The organism is Pseudomonas sp. S2_A10 (genome assembly GCF_054668465.1).
In genome coordinates this window covers 3,629,858-3,651,347 of record NZ_CP162773.1, presented here as the reverse complement: position 1 = coordinate 3,651,347, position 21,490 = coordinate 3,629,858, and the positions used below count along the sequence as shown (strand labels likewise).

Genomic DNA, 21,490 nt, shown 5'->3' with positions numbered 1-21,490 from the left:
TTAGTCCATGAAGCCTTGCAGCTTCAACTCAATGGAACGAGGGTTTTCACCTTCGGCGATCGACAGAATTCCTTCCAGCAACATTTCGCGATAACGCGACTGCCGCAACGCGATGGACTTGAGCTTGGCCGCGACCGGCAAGAGGATCAGGTTGGCACTGGCCACGCCATAGATGGTCGCGACGAACGCCACGGCAATCCCGTTACCCAACTGCGACGGATCGGCGAGGTTGCCCATCACGTGAATCAGGCCCATCACCGCACCGATGATGCCGATGGTCGGTGCGTAGCCGCCCATGCTTTCGAACACCTTGGCCGCTTCGATATCACGGGATTCCTGAGTGTAGAAATCCACTTCGAGAATGCTGCGAATCGCCTCCGGCTCGGCGCCGTCGACCAGCAATTGCAGGCCCTTGCGCGAATAGCTGTCAGGTTCGGCGTCGGCCACGCCTTCGAGGCCGAGCAGGCCTTCCTTGCGCGCCGTCAGGCTCCAATTGACCACGCGGTCGATGCCGCCGGCCAGGTCGACACGCGGCGGAAAGAAGATCCAGCCGAGAATCTGCATGGCGCGCTTGAACGCGCTCATCGGCGATTGCAGCAGCGCAGCACCGACCGTGCCGCCCAGTACGATCAGCGCCGCCGGGCCGTTGGCCAGCGCGCCGAGGTGACCGCCTTCAAGGTAGTTGCCGCCGATGATGGCGACGAACGCCATGATGAGGCCGATTAGGCTGAGAACATCCATCAGATACACGCCTCGACGATGTGCTTGCCGATGTCGTCCAGACCATACACCGCGTCAGCAAGATCGGCTTTGACGATGGCCATCGGCATGCCGTAGATCACGCAGCTAGCTTCGTCCTGTGCCCACACCGAACTGCCGCCCTGCTTGAGCAGACGCGCGCCTTCGCGGCCGTCGGCGCCCATGCCGGTCAGCACCACTGCCAGAACTTTGTCGCCGTAAGACTTGGCTGCAGAACCGAAGGTAATGTCCACGCACGGCTTGTAATTCAGACGTTCGTCACCCGGCAAAATCTTCACCGCGCCACGGCCGTCGATCATCATCTGCTTGCCACCCGGCGCCAGCAGCGCCAGGCCCGGACGCAGGATGTCGCCATCCTCGGCTTCCTTGACGCTGATACGGCAGAGCTTGTCGAGACGCTCGGCAAACGCCTTGGTGAACGCCGCCGGCATGTGCTGGATCAGCACGATCGGCGCCGGGAAGTTCGCCGGCAACTGCGTCAGTACACGTTGCAGCGCGACCGGGCCGCCAGTCGAGGTGCCGATGGCAACCAGTTTGTAGGCTTTGCGTTTCGGAGCCGGCGACGAAGCACTGGCAGCGGATGCACGGGCAGGCGCAGGCGCAGGTGCCGGACGTGCCGGGACAGGGCTGCTGTGGCTCGTGTGGCTGCCGTAGCTCGACGCTGCCGGAGCAGGCGTCGGCGCTGGCGCAGCGGCGGGAGCCGGCGCGCTGTAGGCACTGAAACGACGGTTACTGCGCGAGATGCTGTGGACTTTCTCGCAAAGCAGTTGCTTGACCTTCTCGGGGTTGCGCGAGATGTCTTCGAAATTCTTCGGCAGGAAATCCACCGCGCCGGCGTCCAGCGCATCGAGGGTTACCCGCGCGCCTTCGTGGGTCAGCGAGGAGAACATCAACACCGGGGTCGGGCAGCGCTGCATGATGTGCCGCACTGCCGTGATGCCGTCCATCATCGGCATCTCGTAGTCCATGGTGATCACGTCAGGCTTGAGGGCCATGGCCTGATCGATCGCCTCTTTACCGTTGGTGGCCGTGCCGACCACCTGGATGCTCGGATCCGCCGAAAGAATTTCCGAGACGCGGCGGCGGAAAAAACCCGAATCGTCCACCACCAGGACTTTGACTGCCATAAACACTCCATTAGGTGCAGCGGCGCGTCATCGCGCCGCCGCCCCGGATTCAAATACGCTTTGTGGCGTAACGCTTGAGCATGCTTGGAACATCGAGAATCAGCGCAATGCGGCCGTCACCGGTGATGGTGGCGCCGGACATGCCCGGAGTTCCCTGGAGCATTTTGCCCAATGGCTTGATGACCACTTCTTCCTGGCCGACCAGTTGATCGACGACGAAGCCGATCCGCTGAGTGCCCACCGAAAGAATCACCACATGGCCTTCGCGCTGCTCTTCGTGAGCGGCGGAGCTGACCAGCCAGCGCTTGAGGTAGAACAATGGCAGCGCCTTGTCGCGCACGATCACCACTTCCTGACCGTCGACGACGTTGGTGGTCGACAAGTCGAGGTGGAAGATTTCGTTGACGTTGACCAGCGGGAACGCGAACGCCTGATTGCCGAGCATGACCATCAGCGTCGGCATGATCGCCAGGGTCAGCGGCACCTTGATGACGATCTTCGAACCCTGGCCCTTGGTCGAGTAGATGTTGATCGAACCGTTGAGCTGGGAAATCTTGGTCTTCACCACGTCCATGCCGACACCACGGCCGGACACGTCGGAGATCTCGGTCTTGGTCGAGAAACCCGGGGCGAAGATCAGGTTGTAGCACTCGGTATCGCTCAAGCGATCGGCCGCGTCCTTGTCCATCACACCGCGTTTTACCGCGATCGAACGCAGGACGTTCGGGTCCATGCCTTTGCCGTCGTCGGAGATCGACAGCAGGATATGGTCGCCTTCCTGCTCGGCCGCCAGCACCACGCGACCGCCACGGGCCTTGCCCGATGCTTCGCGTTCTTCCGGCGACTCGATGCCGTGGTCGACAGCGTTGCGCACCAAGTGGACCAGCGGGTCGGCCAGAGCCTCGACAAGGTTTTTGTCGAGGTCGGTTTCTTCGCCCACCAGTTCCAGGTTGATCTCTTTCTTGAGCTGACGTGCGAGGTCGCGAACCAGACGCGGGAAGCGCCCGAAGACCTTCTTGATCGGCTGCATCCGCGTTTTCATCACGGCGGTCTGCAGGTCAGCGGTGACCACGTCGAGGTTCGACACGGCCTTGGACATGGCTTCGTCGCCGCTGTTGAGGCCCAGACGCACCAGACGGTTACGCACCAGCACCAGCTCACCGACCATGTTCATGATCTCGTCGAGCCGCGCGGTGTCGACGCGCACGGTGGTTTCCGCTTCGCTGGCCGGCTTTTCTGCCGGGGCAGCAGCTGGCGCGCGGGCCGGAGCCGGTGCAGCAGCGGCGGCCGGTTTCGGCGCCTCGGCTTTCGGTTCAGGCTTGGCGGCAGGCTTCGGCGCAGCAGCGGCAGCCGGAGCTTTCGCCGCTGGCGTGGCGACGCTCGACACGGAGCCGGCAGTCGCAGCGCTGGCGTCAAACTTGCCTTTGCCGTGCAGTTCGTCGAGCAGCGATTCGAATTCGTGATCGCTGATCAGGTCACTGCCGGCCGCAGCGGCTGCCGGTGCAGCAGGTGCTGACGGGGCCGAAGCGATGGCCGATTCCAGCGCGTCAACGGCGAAGTTGCCCTTGCCGTGCAACTGATCGAGCAAGGCTTCGAATTCGTCGTCGGTGATGTCCGAGCTGTCGCCCGTAGCAGGCGCGGCCGGAGCAGCCGGCGCTGCTGGTGCCGCCGGAGCGACCGCATCGACAGCAAACTGGCCTTTGCCATGCAGTTGATCGAGCAGCGATTCAAATTCGGCGTCGGTGATTTCATCGCTGGCCGCCGTGTCGGCAACCGGCGCGGGAGCAGCAACAGCGGCCGGAGCCTCGGCCTGGGCCTTGACGGCATTCAGCGAGTCCAGCAGTTGTTCGAATTCGTTATCGGTGATGTCGTCCGAGGAGTCGCTTTCAACGACCAGTTCTTCGATCATCTCGGCAACCGGCGAAGCCGGGGCTTCATCCGCCGATTGCGGTTCGGCCAGACGCGCCAGCGCGGCCAACAGTTCCGGCGTGGCAGCGGTGATCGGTGCACGCTCACGGACTTCACTGAACATGCTGTTCACCGCGTCCAGTGCTTCGAGCACAACGTCCATCAGCTCTGCATCAACGCGACGCTCACCCTTGCGCAGGATGTCGAAAACGTTTTCGGCGATGTGACAGCACTCCACCAGCTCATTGAGCTGAAGGAAGCCGGCGCCCCCTTTTACAGTGTGGAAACCGCGAAAAATTGCATTGAGCAGATCTGCATCATCCGGGCGGCTTTCCAGCTCGACCAGTTGTTCGGACAGTTGCTCAAGAATCTCGCCGGCCTCAACCAGGAAATCCTGAAGGATCTCTTCATCGGCGCCGAAGCTCATTAATGGGGTGCTCCTACAGGTCTAAAAACCCAAAAAACCCGAATTCCGAAACTCTAGAATCCAAGGCTGGATAACAAATCGTCCACATCGTCCTGACCGGACACAACGTCTTCTCGTTTATCGGCATGAATCTGCGGACCTTCACCCTGCGAGAGATGTTTTTGTGGATCTTTTTCAGCAAGCATTGCGGCGCGGTCATGTTCGATGCCCGCAAAGCGGTCGACCTGACTGGCCATGAGCACGAGTTTGAGCAGATTGCTTTCGACTTCGGTGACCAGTTGGGTCACACGCTTGATCACTTGACCTGTGAGGTCCTGGTAATCCTGAGCCAGCAGGATGTCGTTGAGGTTGCTCGACACCGCACGGTTGTCCGTGCTGCTGCGTGACAGAAAACCGTCGACCCGGCGCGCCAGTTCACGGAACTCTTCAGCCCCGACCTCGCGACGCATGAAGCGGCCCCAATCGGCGCTCAACGTCTGCGCTTCATCAGCCAGACTGTTGACCACCGGGGTGGCGCTTTCCACCAGATCCATGGTGCGGTTGGCCGCGGCTTCCGTCAGCTTGACCACATAGCCCAGGCGTTCGGTGGCGTCGGTAATTTGCGACACTTCCTCGGCCTGCGGCATGTGCGGATCGATCTGGAAATTGACGATCGCACTGTGCAGTTCACGTGTGAGCTTGCCCACTTCCTGATACAGGCCGCGGTCACGGGTCTGATTGAGCTCATGGATCAGTTGCACCGCGTCGCCGAACTTGCCTTTTTCAAGGCTCTCGACCAGTTCGACCGCGTGTTTTTTCAGGGTCGATTCGAAATCGCCCTGTGATGATTCGTTATGCTCCATAGCTCCCCCGCGCATTCATCAGCCGATGCGTTCGAAAATCTTCTCGATTTTGTCTTTCAACGCTTGAGCCGTGAAAGGTTTGACTACGTAACCGTTCACACCGGCCTGAGCGGCCTCGATGATCTGCTCGCGCTTGGCTTCAGCAGTCACCATCAACACCGGGAGGTGCTTGAGTTTTTCATCGGCGCGCACGTGACGCAGCAGGTCGATACCGGTCATGCCCGGCATGTTCCAGTCCGTTACCAGAAAGTCGATGCTGCCGCTGTTGAGCACCGGAATGGCAGTGGTGCCATCGTCGGCCTCGACGGTGTTGGTGAACCCAAGATCGCGCAGCAGGTTCTTGATGATCCGCCGCATCGTTGAGAAGTCATCAACGATGAGGATTTTCATGTCTTTGTTCAATTCGACCTCCAAGCAGTCTTAAACGCGCCCAGCACCTGGACGCGCCACTTCAATCAATCGGCATAGCACTCGAAGTTTGTCTGGAGCACAACGGATCGAGACCGGCGCCGCTTATCACCGCACCAGCCTCGTTTCGCAGTGTCCCCACACTGCCTTCAGCGCGCTCGCCACTCCCCCAAACGCCCCCGCAGACGGGCCGCGCACTGGCTGTGTAACTGGCTGACCCGCGATTCACTGACGCCAAGGACTTCACCGATTTCCTTGAGGTTCAGCTCTTCGTCGTAGTACAGCGCCAACACCAGTCGCTCACGCTCCGGCAAATTGGCAATCGCGTCCGCCAGCGCCGCCTGGAAGCGTTCATCTTCCAGATCGCGTGACGGCTCCATATGAGCACTGGCGCCATCCTCGTGCAGCCCTTCGTGTTCGCCGTCCTGCAACAGGTCGTCGAAACTGAACAGGCGACTGCCCAAGGTGTCATTCAGAATCCCGTAGTAATCGTCGAGACTCAATTGGAGTTCGGCCGCAACCTCGTGATCTTTAGCGTCACGGCCGGTTTTAGCTTCAATCGAGCGAATCGCGTCGCTGACCATCCTGGTATTACGGTGAACCGAGCGTGGCGCCCAATCCCCTTTGCGCACTTCATCGAGCATCGCGCCGCGGATTCGAATGCCCGCGTACGTTTCGAAACTGGCGCCTTTGCTGGCGTCGTATTTGGTCGAGACTTCCAGCAAACCGATCATCCCGGCCTGGATCAGGTCTTCGACCTGCACGCTGGCCGGCAGGCGCGCCAGCAAGTGATAGGCAATGCGCTTGACCAGTGGCGCGTAACGCTCGATCAATTCGTATTGCGCGTCACGCGCCGACTTTTTGTAAAGATTCATGCCACTGGCGGTCATATCACAGGCCCTGCGGTTTGCTGCACGAGACGCTCGACGAAAAATTCCAGATGCCCGCGCGGGTTGGCGGGCAGCGGCCAGGTATCGACCTTCTGGGCGATGGCCTTGAAGGCCAGTGCGCACTTGGAACGGGGAAAGGCTTCGTAGACAGCGCGCTGCTTCTGCACTGCCTTGCGCACGCTTTCGTCGTATGGCACGGCGCCGACGTATTGTAGGGCGACGTCGAGGAAGCGATCCGTGACCTTGGTCAACTTGGCGAACAGGTTGCGCCCTTCCTGCGGGCTCTGCGCCATGTTGGCCAGCACGCGGAAGCGGTTCATGCCGTAATCGCGGTTGAGCAACTTGATCAGCGCGTAAGCATCGGTGATCGAAGTCGGCTCGTCGCAGACCACCAGCAACACTTCCTGGGCGGCGCGTACGAAACTGACTACCGAGTCACCAATACCCGCAGCGGTGTCGATCACCAGCACGTCGAGATTGTCGCCGATGTCGCTGAACGCCTGGATCAGGCCGGCGTGTTGCGCCGGGCTCAAGTGCACCATGCTCTGCGTGCCGGAGGCCGCCGGCACGATGCGAATCCCGCCCGGGCCTTGCAACAGCACGTCGCGCAGTTCGCAACGGCCTTCGATAACGTCGGCCAGTGTGCGCTTGGGTGTCAGCCCCAGCAGAACGTCGACGTTCGCCAGGCCCAGGTCGGCGTCCAGCAGCATGACCCGACGGCCAAGCTCTGCCAGCGCCAGCGACAAGTTCACTGACACGTTAGTCTTGCCGACGCCACCTTTGCCGCCGGTCACCGCGATCACCTGTACGGGATGCATGCTGCCCATGTTATTTCTTTACCTTGTCTTGCATAGACGGAGGCCACATTACTGGCTGCGCGTTCCTGATCGGAACAATGCGTGGCAGACCATCGATGTAGGTACAAAAACTGTTCATGATTACCTCAGCCAACCTGCTTGGTCGGGCTGTGATAGATATCAGCGAACATGTCAGCCATGGCTTCTTCGCTGGGTTCTTCCTGCATTTGCACGCTGACGGCGCGGCTGACCAATTGATGACGACGCGGCAGATGCAGATCATCCGGAATCCGTGGGCCATCGGTCAGGTACGCGACCGGCAATTCATGACTGATCGCCAGGCTCAACACTTCGCCGAGACTGGCCGTTTCATCCAGTTTAGTCAGGATGCAGCCGGCCAGCCCGCAACGCTTGTAACTGTGATAAGCGGCGGTTAGAACCTGTTTCTGGCTGGTGGTTGCCAGGACCAGATAATTTTTTGAGCGAATGCCACGCCCGGCCAGGCTCTCAAGCTGCATGCGCAACGCCGGATCACTGGCTTGCAGGCCGGCAGTATCGATCAAAACTACGCGTTTGCGTAGCAGTGGATCCAATGCCTGCACCAGCGACTGACCCGGATCGACGTGCGTTACCGGCACGTTGAGGATGCGCCCGAGGGTTTTCAATTGTTCCTGCGCGCCGATGCGGAAGCTGTCCATGCTTACCAGTGCAACGTTCTGCGCGCCGTACTTGAGCACATAACGCGCGGCGAGCTTGGCCAGCGTGGTGGTCTTGCCCATGCCGGCGGGGCCGACCATGGCAATCACACCGCCCTCTTCCAGCGGCTCGACTTCCGGCACGGCAATCATCCGCGCCAGGTGGGCCAACAGCATGCGCCAAGCCTGACGGGGTTCTTCGATATCGGTGATCATCGCCAACAGATCGCGCGACAGCGGGCCGGACAGGCCGATGCGCTGCAGACGGCGATACAGATTGGCCTGGGCCGGACGGCTGCCTTGCAGCTGATTCCAGGCCAGGGTGCCGAGCTGCACTTCCATCAGCTCGCGCAAGCTGTTCAATTCAAAACGCATCGAATCCAGTGCACGCGGATCGACACCCGCCGAGGCCTGCGCAGGCGCTGCGGCCGGGCGCGTCGGTGCGGCGTAGGTCGGCTCGCTCAGCGGTTCGGCAGCAGTCAGCGGCAGGCCTGCGGTCAACGGCAGCCCGGCGAACAACTGCTGATTGGTGTTGCCGTCGGCTTCGCCACGCAGGCTCAGCTCGGCCTGGGCGGTGACGATGCGCGACTGGGTCTTGCGCAGCTCGTCTTCGAGTTCCATGTTTGGAACCCGTGGCGCCAGCGCCGACAATTTGTAATCCAGAGCCGCCGTCAACTCGACGCCGCCGGCGATGCGGCGGTTGCCGATGATGGCGGCATCAGCGCCCAGCTCATCGCGAACCAGCTTCATGGCCTGACGCATATCGGCGGCGAAAAAACGCTTAACTTGCATAAACCACTACCTCAGCCGTTGGGCCCTACTGTCGCAACGATGGTCACTTGCTTGTTGTCCGGTACTTCCTGGTAGGCCAGTACATGCAGCCCTGGCACTGCGAGGCGGCCGAAACGCGAGAGCATCGCGCGAATCGGGCCTGCTACCAGCAGGATCACCGGTTGGCCTTGCATTTCCTGACGCTGGGCCGCTTCGATCAACGAACGTTGCAGCTTCTCGGCCATGCTCGGCTCCAGCAGAACGCCCTCTTCCGAGCCTTGTCCTGCCTTCTGCAGACTATTGAGCAATATCTGTTCCAACCTTGGTTCCAATGTGATTACAGGCAGCTCGGACTCAGTGCCTACAATGCTTTGGACGATTGCACGGGATACGCCGACCCGCACAGCGGCGACCAGCGCGGCGGTATCTTGACTCTTCGCGGCGTTGTTCGCGATCGCTTCGGCGATGCTGCGGATGTCGCGCACCGGCACGTGCTCGGCGAGCAGCGCTTGCAGAACCTTGAGCAACTGCGACAGCGAAACCACGCCCGGCACCAGCTCTTCCGCCAGTTTCGGCGAGCTCTTGGCCAGCAATTGCATGAGTTGCTGCACTTCCTCGTGGCCGATCAGCTCACTGGAGTGCTTGTACAGAATCTGGTTCAAGTGCGTGGCGACCACGGTGCTGGCGTCAACCACGGTGTAGCCGAGCGATTGCGCCTGGGCGCGCTGGCTGATTTCGATCCACACCGCCTCCAGGCCGAAAGCCGGATCTTTGGCGTTGATCCCGTTGAGCGAGCCGTACACCTGCCCCGGGTTGATCGCCAGTTCGCGATCCGGATAAATCTCGGCCTCGGCGAGAATCACGCCCATCAGCGTCAGCCGATACGCGCTCGGCGCCAGATCGAGGTTGTCGCGGATATGCACGGTCGGCATCAGAAAGCCCAGATCCTGCGAGAGCTTCTTGCGCACACCCTTGATCCGCGCGAGCAATTGCCCACCCTGATTGCGGTCCACCAGCGGAATCAGGCGATAGCCGACTTCCAGGCCGATCATGTCGATCGGCGTCACGTCGTCCCAGCCCAGTTCTTTGGTTTCCATGGCGCGGGCCGGCGACGGCAGCAGTTCCTGCTGACGCTTGACCTCTTCCAGCGCCACAACCTTGGCAACGTTCTGCTTTTTCCAGAACAGGTACGCGCCGCCCGCAGCCAGCGCCGCCATGCTCAGGAAGGAGAAGTGCGGCATGCCCGGCACCAGACCCATCACCGCCATCAAACCAGCGGCCACGGCCAGCGCTTTCGGCGAGGCGAACATCTGGCGGTTGATCTGCTTGCCCATGTCTTCCGAGCCGGACGCACGGGTCACCATGATCGCCGCTGCTGTAGATAACAACAGTGATGGCAATTGCGCCACTAAACCGTCACCGATGGTCAGCAAGGCGTAAACCTTGCCCGCGTCGCCGAAGCTCATGCCATGCTGGAAGATACCCACGGCCATGCCGCCGATGAGGTTGATGAACAGAATCAGCAGGCCGGCGATCGCGTCACCACGGACAAACTTGCTGGCACCGTCCATCGAACCGTAGAACTCCGCCTCCTGGGCGACTTCCTGACGGCGCGACTTGGCTTGATTCTGGTCGATCAGGCCGGCGTTGAGGTCGGCGTCGATCGCCATTTGTTTGCCGGGCATCGCATCGAGGGTGAAGCGCGCGCTCACCTCGGAAATCCGCCCGGCACCCTTGGTCACCACGACGAAGTTGATGATCATGAGGATCGCGAAGACCACGATACCGACCACGTAGTTACCGCCGATCACCACCTCACCGAACGCCTGAATCACCTTACCGGCAGCGGCGTGGCCGTCCTGACCGTGGAGCATTACCACCCGCGTCGAGGCCACGTTCAGCGCCAGTCGCAGCAACGTCGCCACCAGCAGAATGGTCGGGAACACGGCGAAATCCAGCGGCCGCAGCGCGTACACGCAGACCAGCAGGACGACGATGGACAGGGCAATGTTGAAGGTAAAGAAGACGTCGAGCAGGAACGGCGGTACCGGCAACATCATCATCGCCAGCATGACCAGCAGCAACAACGGCACGCCCAGATTGCCTCGACTGAGGTCGGCAACGTTGGTGCGTGCTGTATTGAATAACTGAGTGCGATCCACCGTTTTTCCCCGTTCCTTTAAAGCAAACTTTTGACGCCCCGAACGGGCGCAGGGCGGCTATTGCAAGAAGCTTTCCAACTTTTGCCGGGGAATGAAATAGAGCGGTTTTACTTGGGATTTATCGGCTGATTGGGCTGACCCCTTCGCGAGCAGGCTCGCTCCCACAGTTTGACATGCATTCCCAATCGGACATTTGGAATACGGCCCCTGTGGGAGCGAGCCTGCTCGCGAAGAGGCCATCGAATGCGGCGCATTTTGTCGATTTAAACGAAGCTGTTTAAAAGACACCTCCAGACACGGTCTCAAGGCTACAAATCCTTGCGCCATAGCCTACAGCCAAGCCAGAATCCGCCGGCTTGTGCGCTTTGGGGTCGAGTTCTATCGTGGTCCGGTCGCTGACGAATCAGCGATCGGGTTTAGCGACTCGAACTCAAGTCAAAGGTGCATCAGCGTTCCAGGCTTCGTTGCGGATCTGTATGTTCGCGATTTCGTCATGGTGGCTGTATGCGGGAGACCTTCGGGTCTGCCGGGTGCCTTTGACCGGTTCGCTAACCCGCGTACAGCCGCCACCCTCCCTGTTTAGCGACAGGTTGTAGCGGCTCCACTTCAAAGGAGCTTCACCATGATCAAACCAACACCCAACCCGCCCGAATCCGACCCCACCTCCCCCTACGAATCCCTCGACTCAAAAAAACTTCACGAAGCCGCCGATCGCGCCCTCGACCACTACCTCTGCCCACCCGGCTCGACCCCACCGCCCTTCAGTCCCCGCGCCATGTACGCCGTCACCGCCGACACGAAAAACGAAGACCTGCTGGCCAACGCCTGCGAAACCCTCGCCTCGGCCAAAACCATTGCCCAGGAATTCGCCGGGCTGGTGAAACCATCGCAGCGCCGAACGCTGATGGGCATCGCGCAGTTGATCATGCTCGGGGAACTGGCGGTAAATCGGGTGCTGGATAATCTGGAGTTGCCTGGATGATGCGGTTCGGCTGAGTGATTCGAGTGAGAGAGCCGGCCTTTTGGCGAGCAAGCTCGCTCCCACATTTTGATCTTCTTGGATGCAAATCTTGCAGCGGCTGAAGATCCTGTCGAGTGCAGCTTGCGCGAGCTAGGCCTCTCGGCGGCGCAGGAGCGCCCACCCCTTCAGCGATACCATTGGTCGGATAACCGTCCCCACCTGTCAGATCTGACAGGTGACGGGCGCCTCGTTCTGCGTTGTGATGAACCTTGCCTGCCATTGTTCCTGGAGAACAGAATGAGCGTTCAAGTCCATTCAACCGAAGCCAACGCTGCCCTGGCCTTGTATCCCGTGTACCCCCCGCAATGGATAACACCGGTGCTGCCTCCAGGTACTGCTGATGGTGGCCTTCCTCTCTCGGCATTCACTCCATCTGGGGTCGAACTTGTCATCGACCCCATAACCGGCTTGCGGAATTGGGTCATGGCGGCTTATGACGTCGTGACTATTTTTGTCAACGGAGTCAACACCGGCATCAGCAAAACCATCTATCCCGGTGAGGAGCAGGAACGCATTCTTTTGCACGTGCCGGCGAGCTGGTTCACAAACGGTGTCAACGATGTCCGCTACAGAGTGACCCGAGCCAGCGGTAACGACGCTGACTCACCCACACTCAAGCTGCTCTACAACAACCCGGCGCCTACCGTCACCGTCAGCCATCCACCCAGCGTCGCACCGGGGCAGACGGCAGTCATCACGATCACCGTCGGTTACTCACGGCCTCACGACACGGTCACGCTCACCATAGGCACCTGGAGCATCACATTTCCCAACCCCACAAGCCCGCTCAACCACACCCTGACGGCTGCAGAATTGCAGTTGATAGGCGACGGCACCCATTCGGTCTTCGCCAGGGTGCGCGATCAATTGACCAACAACAATGAGTCGGCGACGACCCCGATCACTATCACCGCCAATCAGAAGGTGTACAACTCGCCGATAATCGCTGAGGCCGTGGACGGCATGCTCGACGTGGCCGCACTGAGGGGCCAGGACGCCACGCTACGAGCACGCAACTGGACGGGAATCCAGGTCGGTCAGCAGGTGTGGCTGAAGCTCACCGGCCAGAAACCCGACGGCTCGGCGCACGTCCTGCAATTCTGGAATGGTGACACCCACAAGGTGAATGCGACCTGGGTCAGTCAGGGGTTCTGGGATAAACCGCTGCTCATAGCTTTTCTGAAAGAATTGAAAGAAGGATCGCTGTTGAAACTGGAATTCTGGGTATCGGAGGACAAGAGCAATGACTTCGCTAGCGCCACGCAGTTTCCGTATCAGGTGTATACCGTCATTGGCCTGCAACTTGTCCTGCCACCCCCAACCTTGACCCCGCCTACTGTGCCGATTGACGTTTTGGCTAATCCGGATGGAGTGAAGCTTCAGATAACAGGCTTCGCAGCAGAGAAAGACGATAAGGCTCAATTCGTCCAGGTGAACGCGCCGGCCGGTGCGCCGCCGTTTCCGGTGGTGGATTTTGTTGGTGGGATTGCAGAGATTTCATTGAGCGCTGCGTTTCTGGCGGCTTGGCATGGCAAGGCGATTGAGTTTCGGTGGGATTTGATTCGCGCTGGACAACCGGCCGGGGCATCAGCAATAGCCGGCTTTGATGTCAGGATTATCGCTGATGCAGATCCCCGCTTGCCAACGCCGAACGTGACCCAGGCACAGGATAATAAAACGTTAAACTTAAACAGCTTCACGGGCGATGCGGAAGTGACATTAGATCACTGGACTGGCATTTCGACGGATCAGATTATTAATCTACAGTGCATTGGAGTCGACAACTCTGGCACCCCCCATACAATCGAGCTTCTGACCAACCATCAAATCACTGCGGAAAATATCGAACACGGTTTTATAGAGAGCCTATCAAGAAGCGAGCTCAATAAACTTAAGGACAACGAAGAGATTCAAATTAAAGCATGGGTAGAATTTGCCTCAAGCAACGGCATTCCGACCATAATGCTTCCGACGTTAATCCTCACTCTCATTATAATTCCAAACGAGATAATCATAAACTTTGATAATGAGCCGTCTCGAGCACTGTACACCGGGGAGTCACTCGAAACGCAGTATGTCACTATCACTAATATATCTTCGTCGCACCCCATATCAATATCGCCGGCAAGTGGCAGCGGTGACCCCCCATTACAAAACATTGAGAGGCAAGTAGTTTTTACATCACTGGGAACCTGCCAAATACACTTTAACTTTAAACATGCATTCACATACATCAGCTTTTATCAAGCCTGGGGAAACGTAACAAATAGGGCAAACTATTATGATTCAAAAGGATCTTTCCTAGGATATCAACTTCTGACTCCCACAGTAAAAGATCCCGCGCAACTTATCGAATTTAGAGGCACTGATGTTGCTCGAGTGGAAATAATCACAAATAATGACGCGATCGCCATCGACAATTTTAGATGTGTACGATAAGCCGCCCCGCACCTGAATCAATAAAAAAGGTTAATCCAAGCTCCGGAGTTCGCAAAAAAAAACACACACAAAGCGATACCATTGGTCGGAAAACCGTCCCCACCTGTCAGATCTGACAGGTGACGGACGCCTCGTTCTGCGTTGTGATGAACCTTGCCCGCCATTGTTCATCACCAGTGTTCGAGGAGAACAGAATGAGCGTTCAAGTCTATTCAACCGAAGCCAACGCTGCCCTGGCCTTGTATCCCGTGTACCCCCCGCAATGGATAACACCGGTGCTGCCTCCAGGTACTGCTGATGGTGGCCTTCCTCTCTCGGCATTCACTCCATCTGGGGTAGAACTTGTCATCGACCCCATAACCGGCTTGCGGAATTGGGTCATGGCGGCTTATGACGTCGTGACTATTTTTGTCAACGGAGTCAACACCGGCATCAGCAAAACCATCTATCCCGGTGAGGAGCAAGAACGCATTCTTTTGCACGTGCCGGCGAGCTGGTTCACAAACGGTGTCAACGATGTCCGCTACAGAGTGACCCGAGCCAGCGGTAACGACGCTGACTCACCCACACTTAAGCTGCTCTACAACAACCCGGCGCCTACCGTCACCGTCAGCCATCCACCCAGCGTCGCACCGGGGCAGACGGCAGTCATCACGATCACCGTCGGTTACCCACGGCCTCACGACACGGTCACGCTCACCATAGGCACCTGGAGCATCACATTTCCCAACCCCACAAGCCCGATCACCCATACCCTGACGGCTGCCGAATTGCAGTTGATTGGCGACGGCACCCATTCGGTCTTCGCCAGGGTGCGCGATCAATTGACCAACAACAATGAGTCGGCGACGACCCCGATCACTATCACCGCCAATCAGAAGGTGTACAACTCGCCGATAATCGCTGAGGCCGTGGACGGCATGCTCGACGTGGCCGCACTGAGGGGCCAGGACGCCACGCTACGAGCACGCGACTGGACGGGAATCCAGGTCGGTCAGCAGGTGTGGTTGAAGCTCACCGGCCAGAAACCTGACGGCTCGGCGCACGTCCTGCAATTCTGGAATGGTGACACCCACAAGGTGAATGCGACCTGGGTCAGTCAGGGGTTCTGGGATAAACCGCTGCTCATAGCTTTTCTGAAAGAATTGAAAGAAGGATCGCTGTTGAAACTGGAATTCTGGGTATCGGAGGACAAGAGCAATGACTTCGCTAGCGCCACGCAGTTTCCGTATCAGGTGTATACCGTCATTGGCCTGCAACTTGTCCTGCCACCCCCAACCTTGACCCCGCCCACTGTGCCGATTGACGTTTTGGCTAATCCGGATGGAGTGAAGCTTCAGATAACAGGTTTCGCAGCAGAGAAAGACGATAAAGCTCAATTCGTCCAGGTGAACGCGCCGGCCGGTGCGCCGCCGTTTCCGGTGGTGGATTTTGTTGGTGGGATTGCAGAGATTTCATTGAGCGCTGCGTTTCTGGCGGCTTCGCATGGCAAGGCGATTGAGTTTCGGTGGGATTTGATTCGCGCTGGGGTACCGGCCTACGAATCACCATCTGCCAATTTTGATGTTATGAAAATCGCCGATGGAGACCCGCGTTTGCCGACGCCTGACATTGCCGGCAATACCGGCGACTTACTGAACACCACAGAACTCTCACCAGAAGCACGGATTCTTGCGGCGCGATGGCCGCTGTTCGAACCAAGACAACCGATTTGGGTAACGTGTGCCGGCTTTGACAAGAATGGCAATGCCGTCAGCAAGCATGTGAGGTCGGGAGAGTTCAATGAATCAGCGAACGGCTTGTCAGTGGAAGCGCCAATTGAATGGCTCAAGGCTCTCAAGGACGGGACGAAGCAGACGACAACCGTGAAAGTAAACCTTGATGGGGTCTCCGATGCCGCTAAGGCGGTAGTTCTGCCGTCGCGTATTTATACCGTCAAGGCATTACATCCTTTCACCATAGAAACCGTCCTCATGGAGCTTAATGGTCTGAACATCAATGCTGACTTTCTTGCTCTGACCGGAACTCCAGCACCCGGAACAACCCAAACGCGCTCACCAACCTCTGGCGATGGTGACTATGCCTATTTCTCCAGTTCTACAGATGTAGCGACAGTCGACAGCAACGGACTGGTCAGCGGCTGCAAAAACGGCAGTGCGACTATTACGGTACGAGAAAACAGCACGCAACGAGAAGTTTCGTTCCCCGTCAGAGTGCAGAATGTTACTCGCCTTGTTATGACACCTACCCATACCTACAGCATCGGTGCAGCCATTAATTGGATGAATTCGATAGGTGGATCACCCGTTTCGAATGCAGCCATCGATGTTCTTAAAGTCAAATTCAGGCCACTGGTGTCCAGCGCAGGCGGCTGGTTATGCCGAACTGATGGATGCGGCGCTGGGCACTACCTTTCGGTAGTAACCAATAATCCAAATGCCTGGACAATTTCCTGCTTCACCGGCAACAACTCCCAAGCACATGGTTGGTGCTTGTTACCGGAATGAGTTTGACGCAGGAGCGGCGATCGCCTTGTATGCCGTTACCGCCGACGCCAAAAGTGAAGACCTGCTGGCCAACGGCTGCGACAGCCTTGCCTCGGCCAGAACCATCACCAATGACTTCGCCAACCTCAATCCGCATCACAGCGCAGAACCCTGCTGGGAATCGCGCAACTAATTGTGCTCGGCGAGCTGGCAGTGAGTCGGGCGGTGAGTCATGTGCTGGAGAATCTGGAGTTGCCGCAGTAGCAGGGATTTTTGACGAGCTTGAGTAAAGCGCTGTGGAGGCTGACGTCTTCACGAGCAGGCTCGCTCCCACAGAGATTGGCGTCGATCACAAACCTTTTGTCTAGACGACGGACCTGTGGGAGCGAGCCTGCTCGCGAAAGCGACCCGGTAGCCGATGCATGTCTTCAGGCATAAGAAAACGCCGCATCGTTGAATAAGGGCGGCGTTTTTTCGTTTCGGGGCTTTGCGATCGGTTGCTCAATACCGAAGGATTTTCACTTTCCCATTTTTGGTTCTGGGCAATTCGAACTCGACTTCGCCGCCCACTTTGATCTTCGCCTGCAAGGCCTCAGCCAATGGAACGCTGAATCGGTACTCTTTGGCAGTCAGAAAAAAACCCGTGGCTTCGGCAAAGGAAAGGCATCGTCCCGTCGGCTTCGGCGTGATGGTGCCTTTGCCGGTTTTTTCATCGTAGCTGCTGAAAATACCTTTCATCGTCGTGCTCCCTTGCACTCGCTCGCCTGACCGCGCCAGTACGCAGCTGCATCTTGCATCAAACTGCAAAATCACGGCGACTGCACCTGTCAGAGTTGACAGTAAAGGGGAATCTCAGACAAAAGGCTGCGCAGCAACGTCAGGAATCCCGACGCAAGTCCGGCGGAATCGGCAGATCATCCTTGAGCGGGTCCGGCCGCTTGCCCTTGCCCGCCTGGTGTTGGCGAATCTGATAGACGTAGGCCAACACCTGCGCCACTGCCAAATACAGCCCGCCAGGAATCTCCTGCTCAAGCTCAGTTGAGTAATAGATCGAGCGCGCCAGCGCAGGCGACTCGAGCAGCATGACGTTGTTGGCCACTGCGATTTCGCGGATTTTCAGGGCGATGAAGTCGCTGCCCTTGGCCAGCAGCACCGGTGCGCCGCCCTTCTCCGAGTCGTACTTGAGCGCGACCGCGTAGTGGGTCGGGTTGGTGATGACCACGTCGGCTTCGGGAATCGCCGCCATCATCCGTCGCTGGGACATTTCGCGCTGGGTCTGGCGAATGCGTTGCTTGACCTCCGGGCGGCCTTCCTGATCCTTGTGCTCGTCGCGCACTTCCTGCTTGGTCATCTTGAGCTTCTTCATGCTCTCCCAGATCTGCACCGGCACGTCGACGGCGGCGATGATGATCAGGCCGCAGGCCAGCCACAGCGTGCTCCAGCCCACCAGCAACACGCTGTGGATGATCGCCATGTCCAGTGGTTCGTGGGCGATGCGCAGCAAGTCGTCGACGTCGGCGGACAATACCAACAGCGCCACGCCCAGGGTAATCAGAAACTTGGCCAGGGCCTTGAGCAGTTCGACCACAGCCTTGAACGAGAACATCCGTTTGAGGCCGGCGGCCGGGTTCATCCGGCTGAATTTGGGTGCCAGCGAACTTGCCGCGAACAGCCAGCCACCCAGGGAGATTGGCCCGATGATGGCGGCGAGCAACAGGGTTATCATCACCGGCTGAATCGCCAGCAAGGCGATCAGGCCCGACTCCAGCAAAAACCGGCCCATGGCGCCCTGATCCATGACCACTTCGCGGGACAGGGTGAAGTTCAGGCGCATCACGTCCATCATTTCTTGCGCAAGCATGCCGCCGAAAATCAGCAGCGCAGAGGCGCCGGCCATCATCACGGCGAGGGTGTTGAGCTCTTTGGAACGGGCAATCTCACCCTTCTCACGGGAGTCCTTTTTGCGTTTCTCCGTGGGGTCTTCTGTCTTGTCCTGACCGCTCTCGCTCTCTGCCATGACTCAGCGCGCCCGTGCCAGTTCGCGTAGCAACTGCAAGGCCTCGCTGGCCAGCGGTTGATACTGGTTGAGAATGTCCGCCAGGCCCACCCAGACGATGAACAGGCCGAGCACCAGGGTCAGCGGAAAACCGATCGAGAAGATGTTCAGTTGCGGCGCGGCGCGGGTCATCACGCCGAAGGCGATGTTGACCACCAACAGTGCGGTGACGGCCGGCAACACCAGCAGCAATGCGGCGCCGAGGACCCAGCCGAGTTTGCCGGCCAGTTCCCAGTAATGCGCAACCATCAAACCGCCGCCGACCGGCAGCGTGGTGAAACTTTCAGTGAGGACTTCGAACACCACCAGATGGCCGTTCATCGACAGGAACAGCAACGTCACCAGCATGGTGAAGAACTGCCCGATCACCGCCACCGAAACGCCGTTGGTAGGGTCGATCATCGAGGCGAAGCCCATGCCCATCTGGATCGCAACAATCTGCCCGGCGACGGCGAAAGCCTGGAAGAACAGTTGCAGGGAAAAGCCGAGTACGGCGCCCACCAGAATCTGCTCGCCGATCAGCAACAGGCCGCTGAGATCGAGTGGGCTGACGGCGGGCATCGGCGGCAGCGCCGGGGTGATGACCACGGTGATCGCCACGGCGAAATACAGGCGCACGCGGCGCGGGATCAGGGTGGTGCCGAACACCGGCATGACCATCAGCATCGACGCCACGCGAAACAGCGGCAACATGAACGACGCCACCCAGGTGCTGATCTGGGTGTCGGTCAGCTGAAGCAGCGATTGCATGGCTTAGCCGATGACCATCGGAATGTTTTTGTACAGCTGGATGATGTATTCCATGAACGTCTGCACGATCCACGGACCGCCGATGATCAGGGTCACCAGCATCACCAGAAGACGCGGCAGGAAGCTCAGGGTCTGTTCGTTGATCTGCGTGGCGGCCTGGAACATCGACACCAGCAGGCCGACCAGAAGGCTCGGCACCACCAGGATGGCGACCATCATGGTGGTCAGCCACAGGGCTTCACGAAAGATATCGACCGCGACTTCCGGCGTCATGGCGAAACACCTCCAAAACTGCTGGCCAGAGTACCGATGATCAGCGCCCAGCCATCGACCAGCACGAACAGCATGATCTTGAACGGCAGCGAGATGATCAGCGGCGAGAGCATCATCATACCCATGGCCATCAGCACGCTCGCCACGACGAGGTCGATGATCAGGAACGGAATGAAGATCATGAAGCCGATCTGGAAGGCGGTTTTAAGCTCGGAAGTCACGAACGCCGGCACCAGAATGGTCAACGGCGCCTGATCCGGGCTGGCAATGTCGGTGCGCTTGGACAGGCGCATGAACAGCTCCAGATCGCTGGTGCGGGTCTGCGCGAGCATGAAGTCCTTGATCGGCACCTGAGCCTTTTCCACCGCTTGCTGGGCGGTGAGGGTTTCCGCCAGATACGGTTGCAGCGCGTCGTTGTTCACCCGGTCGAACACCGGCGCCATGATGAACAGCGTCAGGAACAGCGCCATGCCGGTGAGGATCTGGTTCGACGGCGTCTGTTGCAGGCCGAGGGCCTGACGCAATATCGAGAAGACGATGATGATCCGCGTGAAGCTGGTCATCAGGATGACCGCCGCTGGAATAAAGCTCAGCGCGGTCATGATCAGCAGGATCTGCAGACTGACCGAATATTCCTGCGCGCCGTCGGCATTGGTGCCCAGCGTGATCGCCGGGATCGACAACGGATCGGCGGCCAACGCCAGCGGCGCGGCCAGCAACAGGACCAGCGTCAAGACGATGCGGAGCGCACCCATTACTTCGTATCCTTTTGGTCCTTGCCAAGAATCTTCAGCAGATGCTGAGCAAATTCCGGCGTCGCTTTTTCACTGGCGGTGGGGACTTCGACCGGCTCTTTGAGCACGTGCAGCGCGGTGATGGTGCCGGGGCTGAGGCCGAGCAGAATCTGCTCGTTGCCGACCTGCACCAGCATCAAGCGGTCACGCGGACCGAGCGCGCGTGAGCCGATCAGCTCGATTACCTGGCCCTTGCCCGCTGGCCCCGCCTGCTGCACGCGGCGCAACAGCCAGGCGAGGAAAAAGATCAAACCCAGCACCAGCAGCAAACCGAACACCAGTTGCGTTAACTGACCGGCCACGCCGCTGTTGACCATTGGCGCGGTGGCGGCAGGCGCGGCAGTGGTTGCGCTCGGTTCGGCAGCCAGCACGCCCAACGGCCATGCCAGCAGCACCCAGAGAAACCTTTTCACTCAGCGCAGCTTCTTGATGCGTTCGCTTGGGCTGATCACGTCGGTCAGGCGGATGCCGAACTTCTCGTTGACCACCACTACTTCGCCGTGGGCGATCAAGGTGCCGTTGACCAGCACGTCGAGCGGCTCACCGGCCAGACGATCAAGCTCGATCACCGAACCCTGGTTGAGTTGCAGCAGGTTGCGGATGTTGATGTCGGTACTGCCGACTTCCATCGAGATCGACACCGGAATGTCGAGGATCACGTCCAGGTTCGGACCGTCGAGGGTCACCGGATCATTGTTCTTCGGCACGCTGCCGAACTCTTCCATCGGCAGACGGTTGGAGCTGGAAGTGCCGGCGTCGGCGGCCAGCAGTGCATCGATGTCAGCCTGGCCGGCGTCACCGGTTTCTTCCAGGGCCGCAGCCCATTCATCGGCCAGTGCCTGGTCGTCCTGCGCGTTCATATCGTCGTTCATCATGTGTCCTCGG

General features: G+C 59.0%; 19 protein-coding genes and 1 pseudogene. 4 read left to right on the top strand and 16 right to left on the bottom strand.

Translation table 11 applies throughout. From position 1 onward, the window contains the following. The 9 genes from AB4N41_RS16440 to flhA all read right to left on the bottom strand — a co-directional run bounded on the left by AB4N41_RS16440 (position 1) and on the right by flhA (position 10,786). Complete coding sequence (locus AB4N41_RS16440) at positions 1 to 741, bottom strand: flagellar motor protein (RefSeq protein ID WP_016771055.1); 741 nt, start codon at positions 739 to 741, stop codon at positions 1 to 3. Continuing rightward, on the bottom strand, positions 741 to 1,886 hold the full coding sequence (locus tag AB4N41_RS16435) for a protein-glutamate methylesterase/protein-glutamine glutaminase (protein WP_056783833.1): 1,146 nt from the start codon (positions 1,884 to 1,886) through the stop codon (positions 741 to 743). Before AB4N41_RS16435 ends, AB4N41_RS16440 begins: the two co-directional genes overlap by 1 nt. Positions 1,887 to 1,935: 49 nt before the next feature. Then, entirely contained in the window at positions 1,936 to 4,221 is a 2,286-nt protein-coding gene (locus AB4N41_RS16430; protein ID WP_150741290.1) for a chemotaxis protein CheA, read from the bottom strand. Between the two features lie 53 nt (positions 4,222 to 4,274). Beyond that, positions 4,275 to 5,063: a protein phosphatase CheZ gene (locus tag AB4N41_RS16425; RefSeq protein ID WP_016771058.1), complete on the bottom strand. Its 789-nt coding sequence runs from the start codon at positions 5,061 to 5,063 to the stop codon at positions 4,275 to 4,277. Positions 5,064 to 5,081: 18 nt separating this feature from the next. Continuing rightward, on the bottom strand, positions 5,082 to 5,453 hold the full coding sequence (locus AB4N41_RS16420; protein ID WP_024012118.1) for a chemotaxis response regulator CheY: 372 nt from the start codon (positions 5,451 to 5,453) through the stop codon (positions 5,082 to 5,084). Positions 5,454 to 5,620: 167 nt separating this feature from the next. Further along, positions 5,621 to 6,361 (bottom strand): RNA polymerase sigma factor FliA, encoded by a 741-nt coding sequence (gene fliA, locus AB4N41_RS16415; protein WP_016771059.1) that lies wholly within the window; start codon positions 6,359 to 6,361, stop codon positions 5,621 to 5,623. After that, the gene (fleN, locus tag AB4N41_RS16410) at positions 6,358 to 7,188 is read right to left on the bottom strand and encodes a flagellar synthesis regulator FleN (protein ID WP_016771060.1); all 831 of its coding nucleotides are present in this window, start codon (positions 7,186 to 7,188) and stop codon (positions 6,358 to 6,360) included. The genes fliA and fleN overlap by 4 nt, the downstream gene beginning before the upstream one ends. Positions 7,189 to 7,304: 116 nt before the next feature. Then, on the bottom strand, positions 7,305 to 8,645 hold the full coding sequence (gene flhF, locus AB4N41_RS16405; RefSeq protein ID WP_024012117.1) for a flagellar biosynthesis protein FlhF: 1,341 nt from the start codon (positions 8,643 to 8,645) through the stop codon (positions 7,305 to 7,307). 11 nt (positions 8,646 to 8,656) lie between these two features. Continuing rightward, the gene (gene flhA / locus AB4N41_RS16400) at positions 8,657 to 10,786 is read right to left on the bottom strand and encodes a flagellar biosynthesis protein FlhA (protein WP_016771062.1); all 2,130 of its coding nucleotides are present in this window, start codon (positions 10,784 to 10,786) and stop codon (positions 8,657 to 8,659) included. A 622-nt stretch (positions 10,787 to 11,408) separates the two neighbouring features. Here flhA and AB4N41_RS16395 point away from each other — a divergent pair. The 4 genes and pseudogenes from AB4N41_RS16395 to AB4N41_RS16380 form a co-directional block, all read left to right on the top strand. Continuing rightward, on the top strand, positions 11,409 to 11,768 hold the full coding sequence (locus AB4N41_RS16395; protein WP_217850644.1) for a DUF6124 family protein: 360 nt from the start codon (positions 11,409 to 11,411) through the stop codon (positions 11,766 to 11,768). A 276-nt stretch (positions 11,769 to 12,044) separates the two neighbouring features. Next, positions 12,045 to 14,246 (top strand): Ig-like domain-containing protein, encoded by a 2,202-nt coding sequence (locus tag AB4N41_RS16390; RefSeq protein WP_252877692.1) that lies wholly within the window; start codon positions 12,045 to 12,047, stop codon positions 14,244 to 14,246. 194 nt (positions 14,247 to 14,440) lie between these two features. Continuing rightward, entirely contained in the window at positions 14,441 to 16,753 is a 2,313-nt protein-coding gene (locus AB4N41_RS16385) for an Ig-like domain-containing protein (RefSeq protein WP_252877691.1), read from the top strand. Positions 16,754 to 16,778: 25 nt separating this feature from the next. Beyond that, positions 16,779 to 16,996: pseudogene (locus AB4N41_RS16380) on the top strand (DUF6124 family protein); the annotation flags it as partial. Between the two features lie 237 nt (positions 16,997 to 17,233). On the opposite strand, the gene AB4N41_RS16375 reads toward AB4N41_RS16380, so the two are convergent. The 7 genes from AB4N41_RS16375 to fliN form a co-directional block, all read right to left on the bottom strand. Further along, positions 17,234 to 17,470 (bottom strand): hypothetical protein, encoded by a 237-nt coding sequence (locus AB4N41_RS16375; RefSeq protein ID WP_150636666.1) that lies wholly within the window; start codon positions 17,468 to 17,470, stop codon positions 17,234 to 17,236. Between the two features lie 139 nt (positions 17,471 to 17,609). Further along, positions 17,610 to 18,749 (bottom strand): flagellar biosynthesis protein FlhB, encoded by a 1,140-nt coding sequence (gene flhB, locus AB4N41_RS16370; protein ID WP_016771065.1) that lies wholly within the window; start codon positions 18,747 to 18,749, stop codon positions 17,610 to 17,612. A gap of 3 nt (positions 18,750 to 18,752) precedes the next feature. Beyond that, the gene (gene fliR / locus AB4N41_RS16365; protein WP_016771066.1) at positions 18,753 to 19,538 is read right to left on the bottom strand and encodes a flagellar biosynthetic protein FliR; all 786 of its coding nucleotides are present in this window, start codon (positions 19,536 to 19,538) and stop codon (positions 18,753 to 18,755) included. 3 nt (positions 19,539 to 19,541) lie between these two features. Then, on the bottom strand, positions 19,542 to 19,811 hold the full coding sequence (gene fliQ / locus AB4N41_RS16360; RefSeq protein WP_016771067.1) for a flagellar biosynthesis protein FliQ: 270 nt from the start codon (positions 19,809 to 19,811) through the stop codon (positions 19,542 to 19,544). After that, positions 19,808 to 20,566 (bottom strand): flagellar type III secretion system pore protein FliP, encoded by a 759-nt coding sequence (gene fliP / locus AB4N41_RS16355; RefSeq protein WP_150636664.1) that lies wholly within the window; start codon positions 20,564 to 20,566, stop codon positions 19,808 to 19,810. The genes fliQ and fliP overlap by 4 nt, the downstream gene beginning before the upstream one ends. Beyond that, complete coding sequence (gene fliO, locus AB4N41_RS16350; RefSeq protein ID WP_150742468.1) at positions 20,566 to 21,018, bottom strand: flagellar biosynthetic protein FliO; 453 nt, start codon at positions 21,016 to 21,018, stop codon at positions 20,566 to 20,568. The genes fliP and fliO overlap by 1 nt, the downstream gene beginning before the upstream one ends. Continuing rightward, complete coding sequence (gene fliN, locus AB4N41_RS16345) at positions 21,019 to 21,477, bottom strand: flagellar motor switch protein FliN (RefSeq protein WP_016771070.1); 459 nt, start codon at positions 21,475 to 21,477, stop codon at positions 21,019 to 21,021. It abuts the gene before it with no gap. Between the last annotated feature and the right edge of the window lie 13 nt (positions 21,478 to 21,490).

Bases quoted from the DNA above. Each gene is read 5' to 3' on its own strand.
- AB4N41_RS16385 (WP_252877691.1), top strand. From the start codon at position 14,441: ATGAGCGTTCAAGTCTATTCAACCGAAGCCAACGCTGCCCTGGCCTTG.
- flhF (WP_024012117.1), bottom strand. From the start codon at position 8,645: ATGCAAGTTAAGCGTTTTTTCGCCGCCGATATGCGTCAGGCCATGAAG.
- fliA (WP_016771059.1), bottom strand. From the start codon at position 6,361: ATGACCGCCAGTGGCATGAATCTTTACAAAAAGTCGGCGCGTGACGCG.
- AB4N41_RS16425 (WP_016771058.1), bottom strand. From the start codon at position 5,063: ATGGAGCATAACGAATCATCACAGGGCGATTTCGAATCGACCCTGAAA.
- fliQ (WP_016771067.1), bottom strand. From the start codon at position 19,811: ATGACGCCGGAAGTCGCGGTCGATATCTTTCGTGAAGCCCTGTGGCTG.
- fleN (WP_016771060.1), bottom strand. From the start codon at position 7,188: ATGGGCAGCATGCATCCCGTACAGGTGATCGCGGTGACCGGCGGCAAA.
- fliR (WP_016771066.1), bottom strand. From the start codon at position 19,538: ATGCAATCGCTGCTTCAGCTGACCGACACCCAGATCAGCACCTGGGTG.
- AB4N41_RS16375 (WP_150636666.1), bottom strand. From the start codon at position 17,470: ATGAAAGGTATTTTCAGCAGCTACGATGAAAAAACCGGCAAAGGCACC.
- AB4N41_RS16390 (WP_252877692.1), top strand. From the start codon at position 12,045: ATGAGCGTTCAAGTCCATTCAACCGAAGCCAACGCTGCCCTGGCCTTG.
- AB4N41_RS16395 (WP_217850644.1), top strand. From the start codon at position 11,409: ATGATCAAACCAACACCCAACCCGCCCGAATCCGACCCCACCTCCCCC.
- AB4N41_RS16430 (WP_150741290.1), bottom strand. From the start codon at position 4,221: ATGAGCTTCGGCGCCGATGAAGAGATCCTTCAGGATTTCCTGGTTGAG.
- AB4N41_RS16440 (WP_016771055.1), bottom strand. From the start codon at position 741: ATGGATGTTCTCAGCCTAATCGGCCTCATCATGGCGTTCGTCGCCATC.
- AB4N41_RS16420 (WP_024012118.1), bottom strand. From the start codon at position 5,453: ATGAAAATCCTCATCGTTGATGACTTCTCAACGATGCGGCGGATCATC.
- AB4N41_RS16435 (WP_056783833.1), bottom strand. From the start codon at position 1,886: ATGGCAGTCAAAGTCCTGGTGGTGGACGATTCGGGTTTTTTCCGCCGC.
- fliN (WP_016771070.1), bottom strand. From the start codon at position 21,477: ATGAACGACGATATGAACGCGCAGGACGACCAGGCACTGGCCGATGAA.
- flhB (WP_016771065.1), bottom strand. From the start codon at position 18,749: ATGGCAGAGAGCGAGAGCGGTCAGGACAAGACAGAAGACCCCACGGAG.
- fliP (WP_150636664.1), bottom strand. From the start codon at position 20,566: ATGGGTGCGCTCCGCATCGTCTTGACGCTGGTCCTGTTGCTGGCCGCG.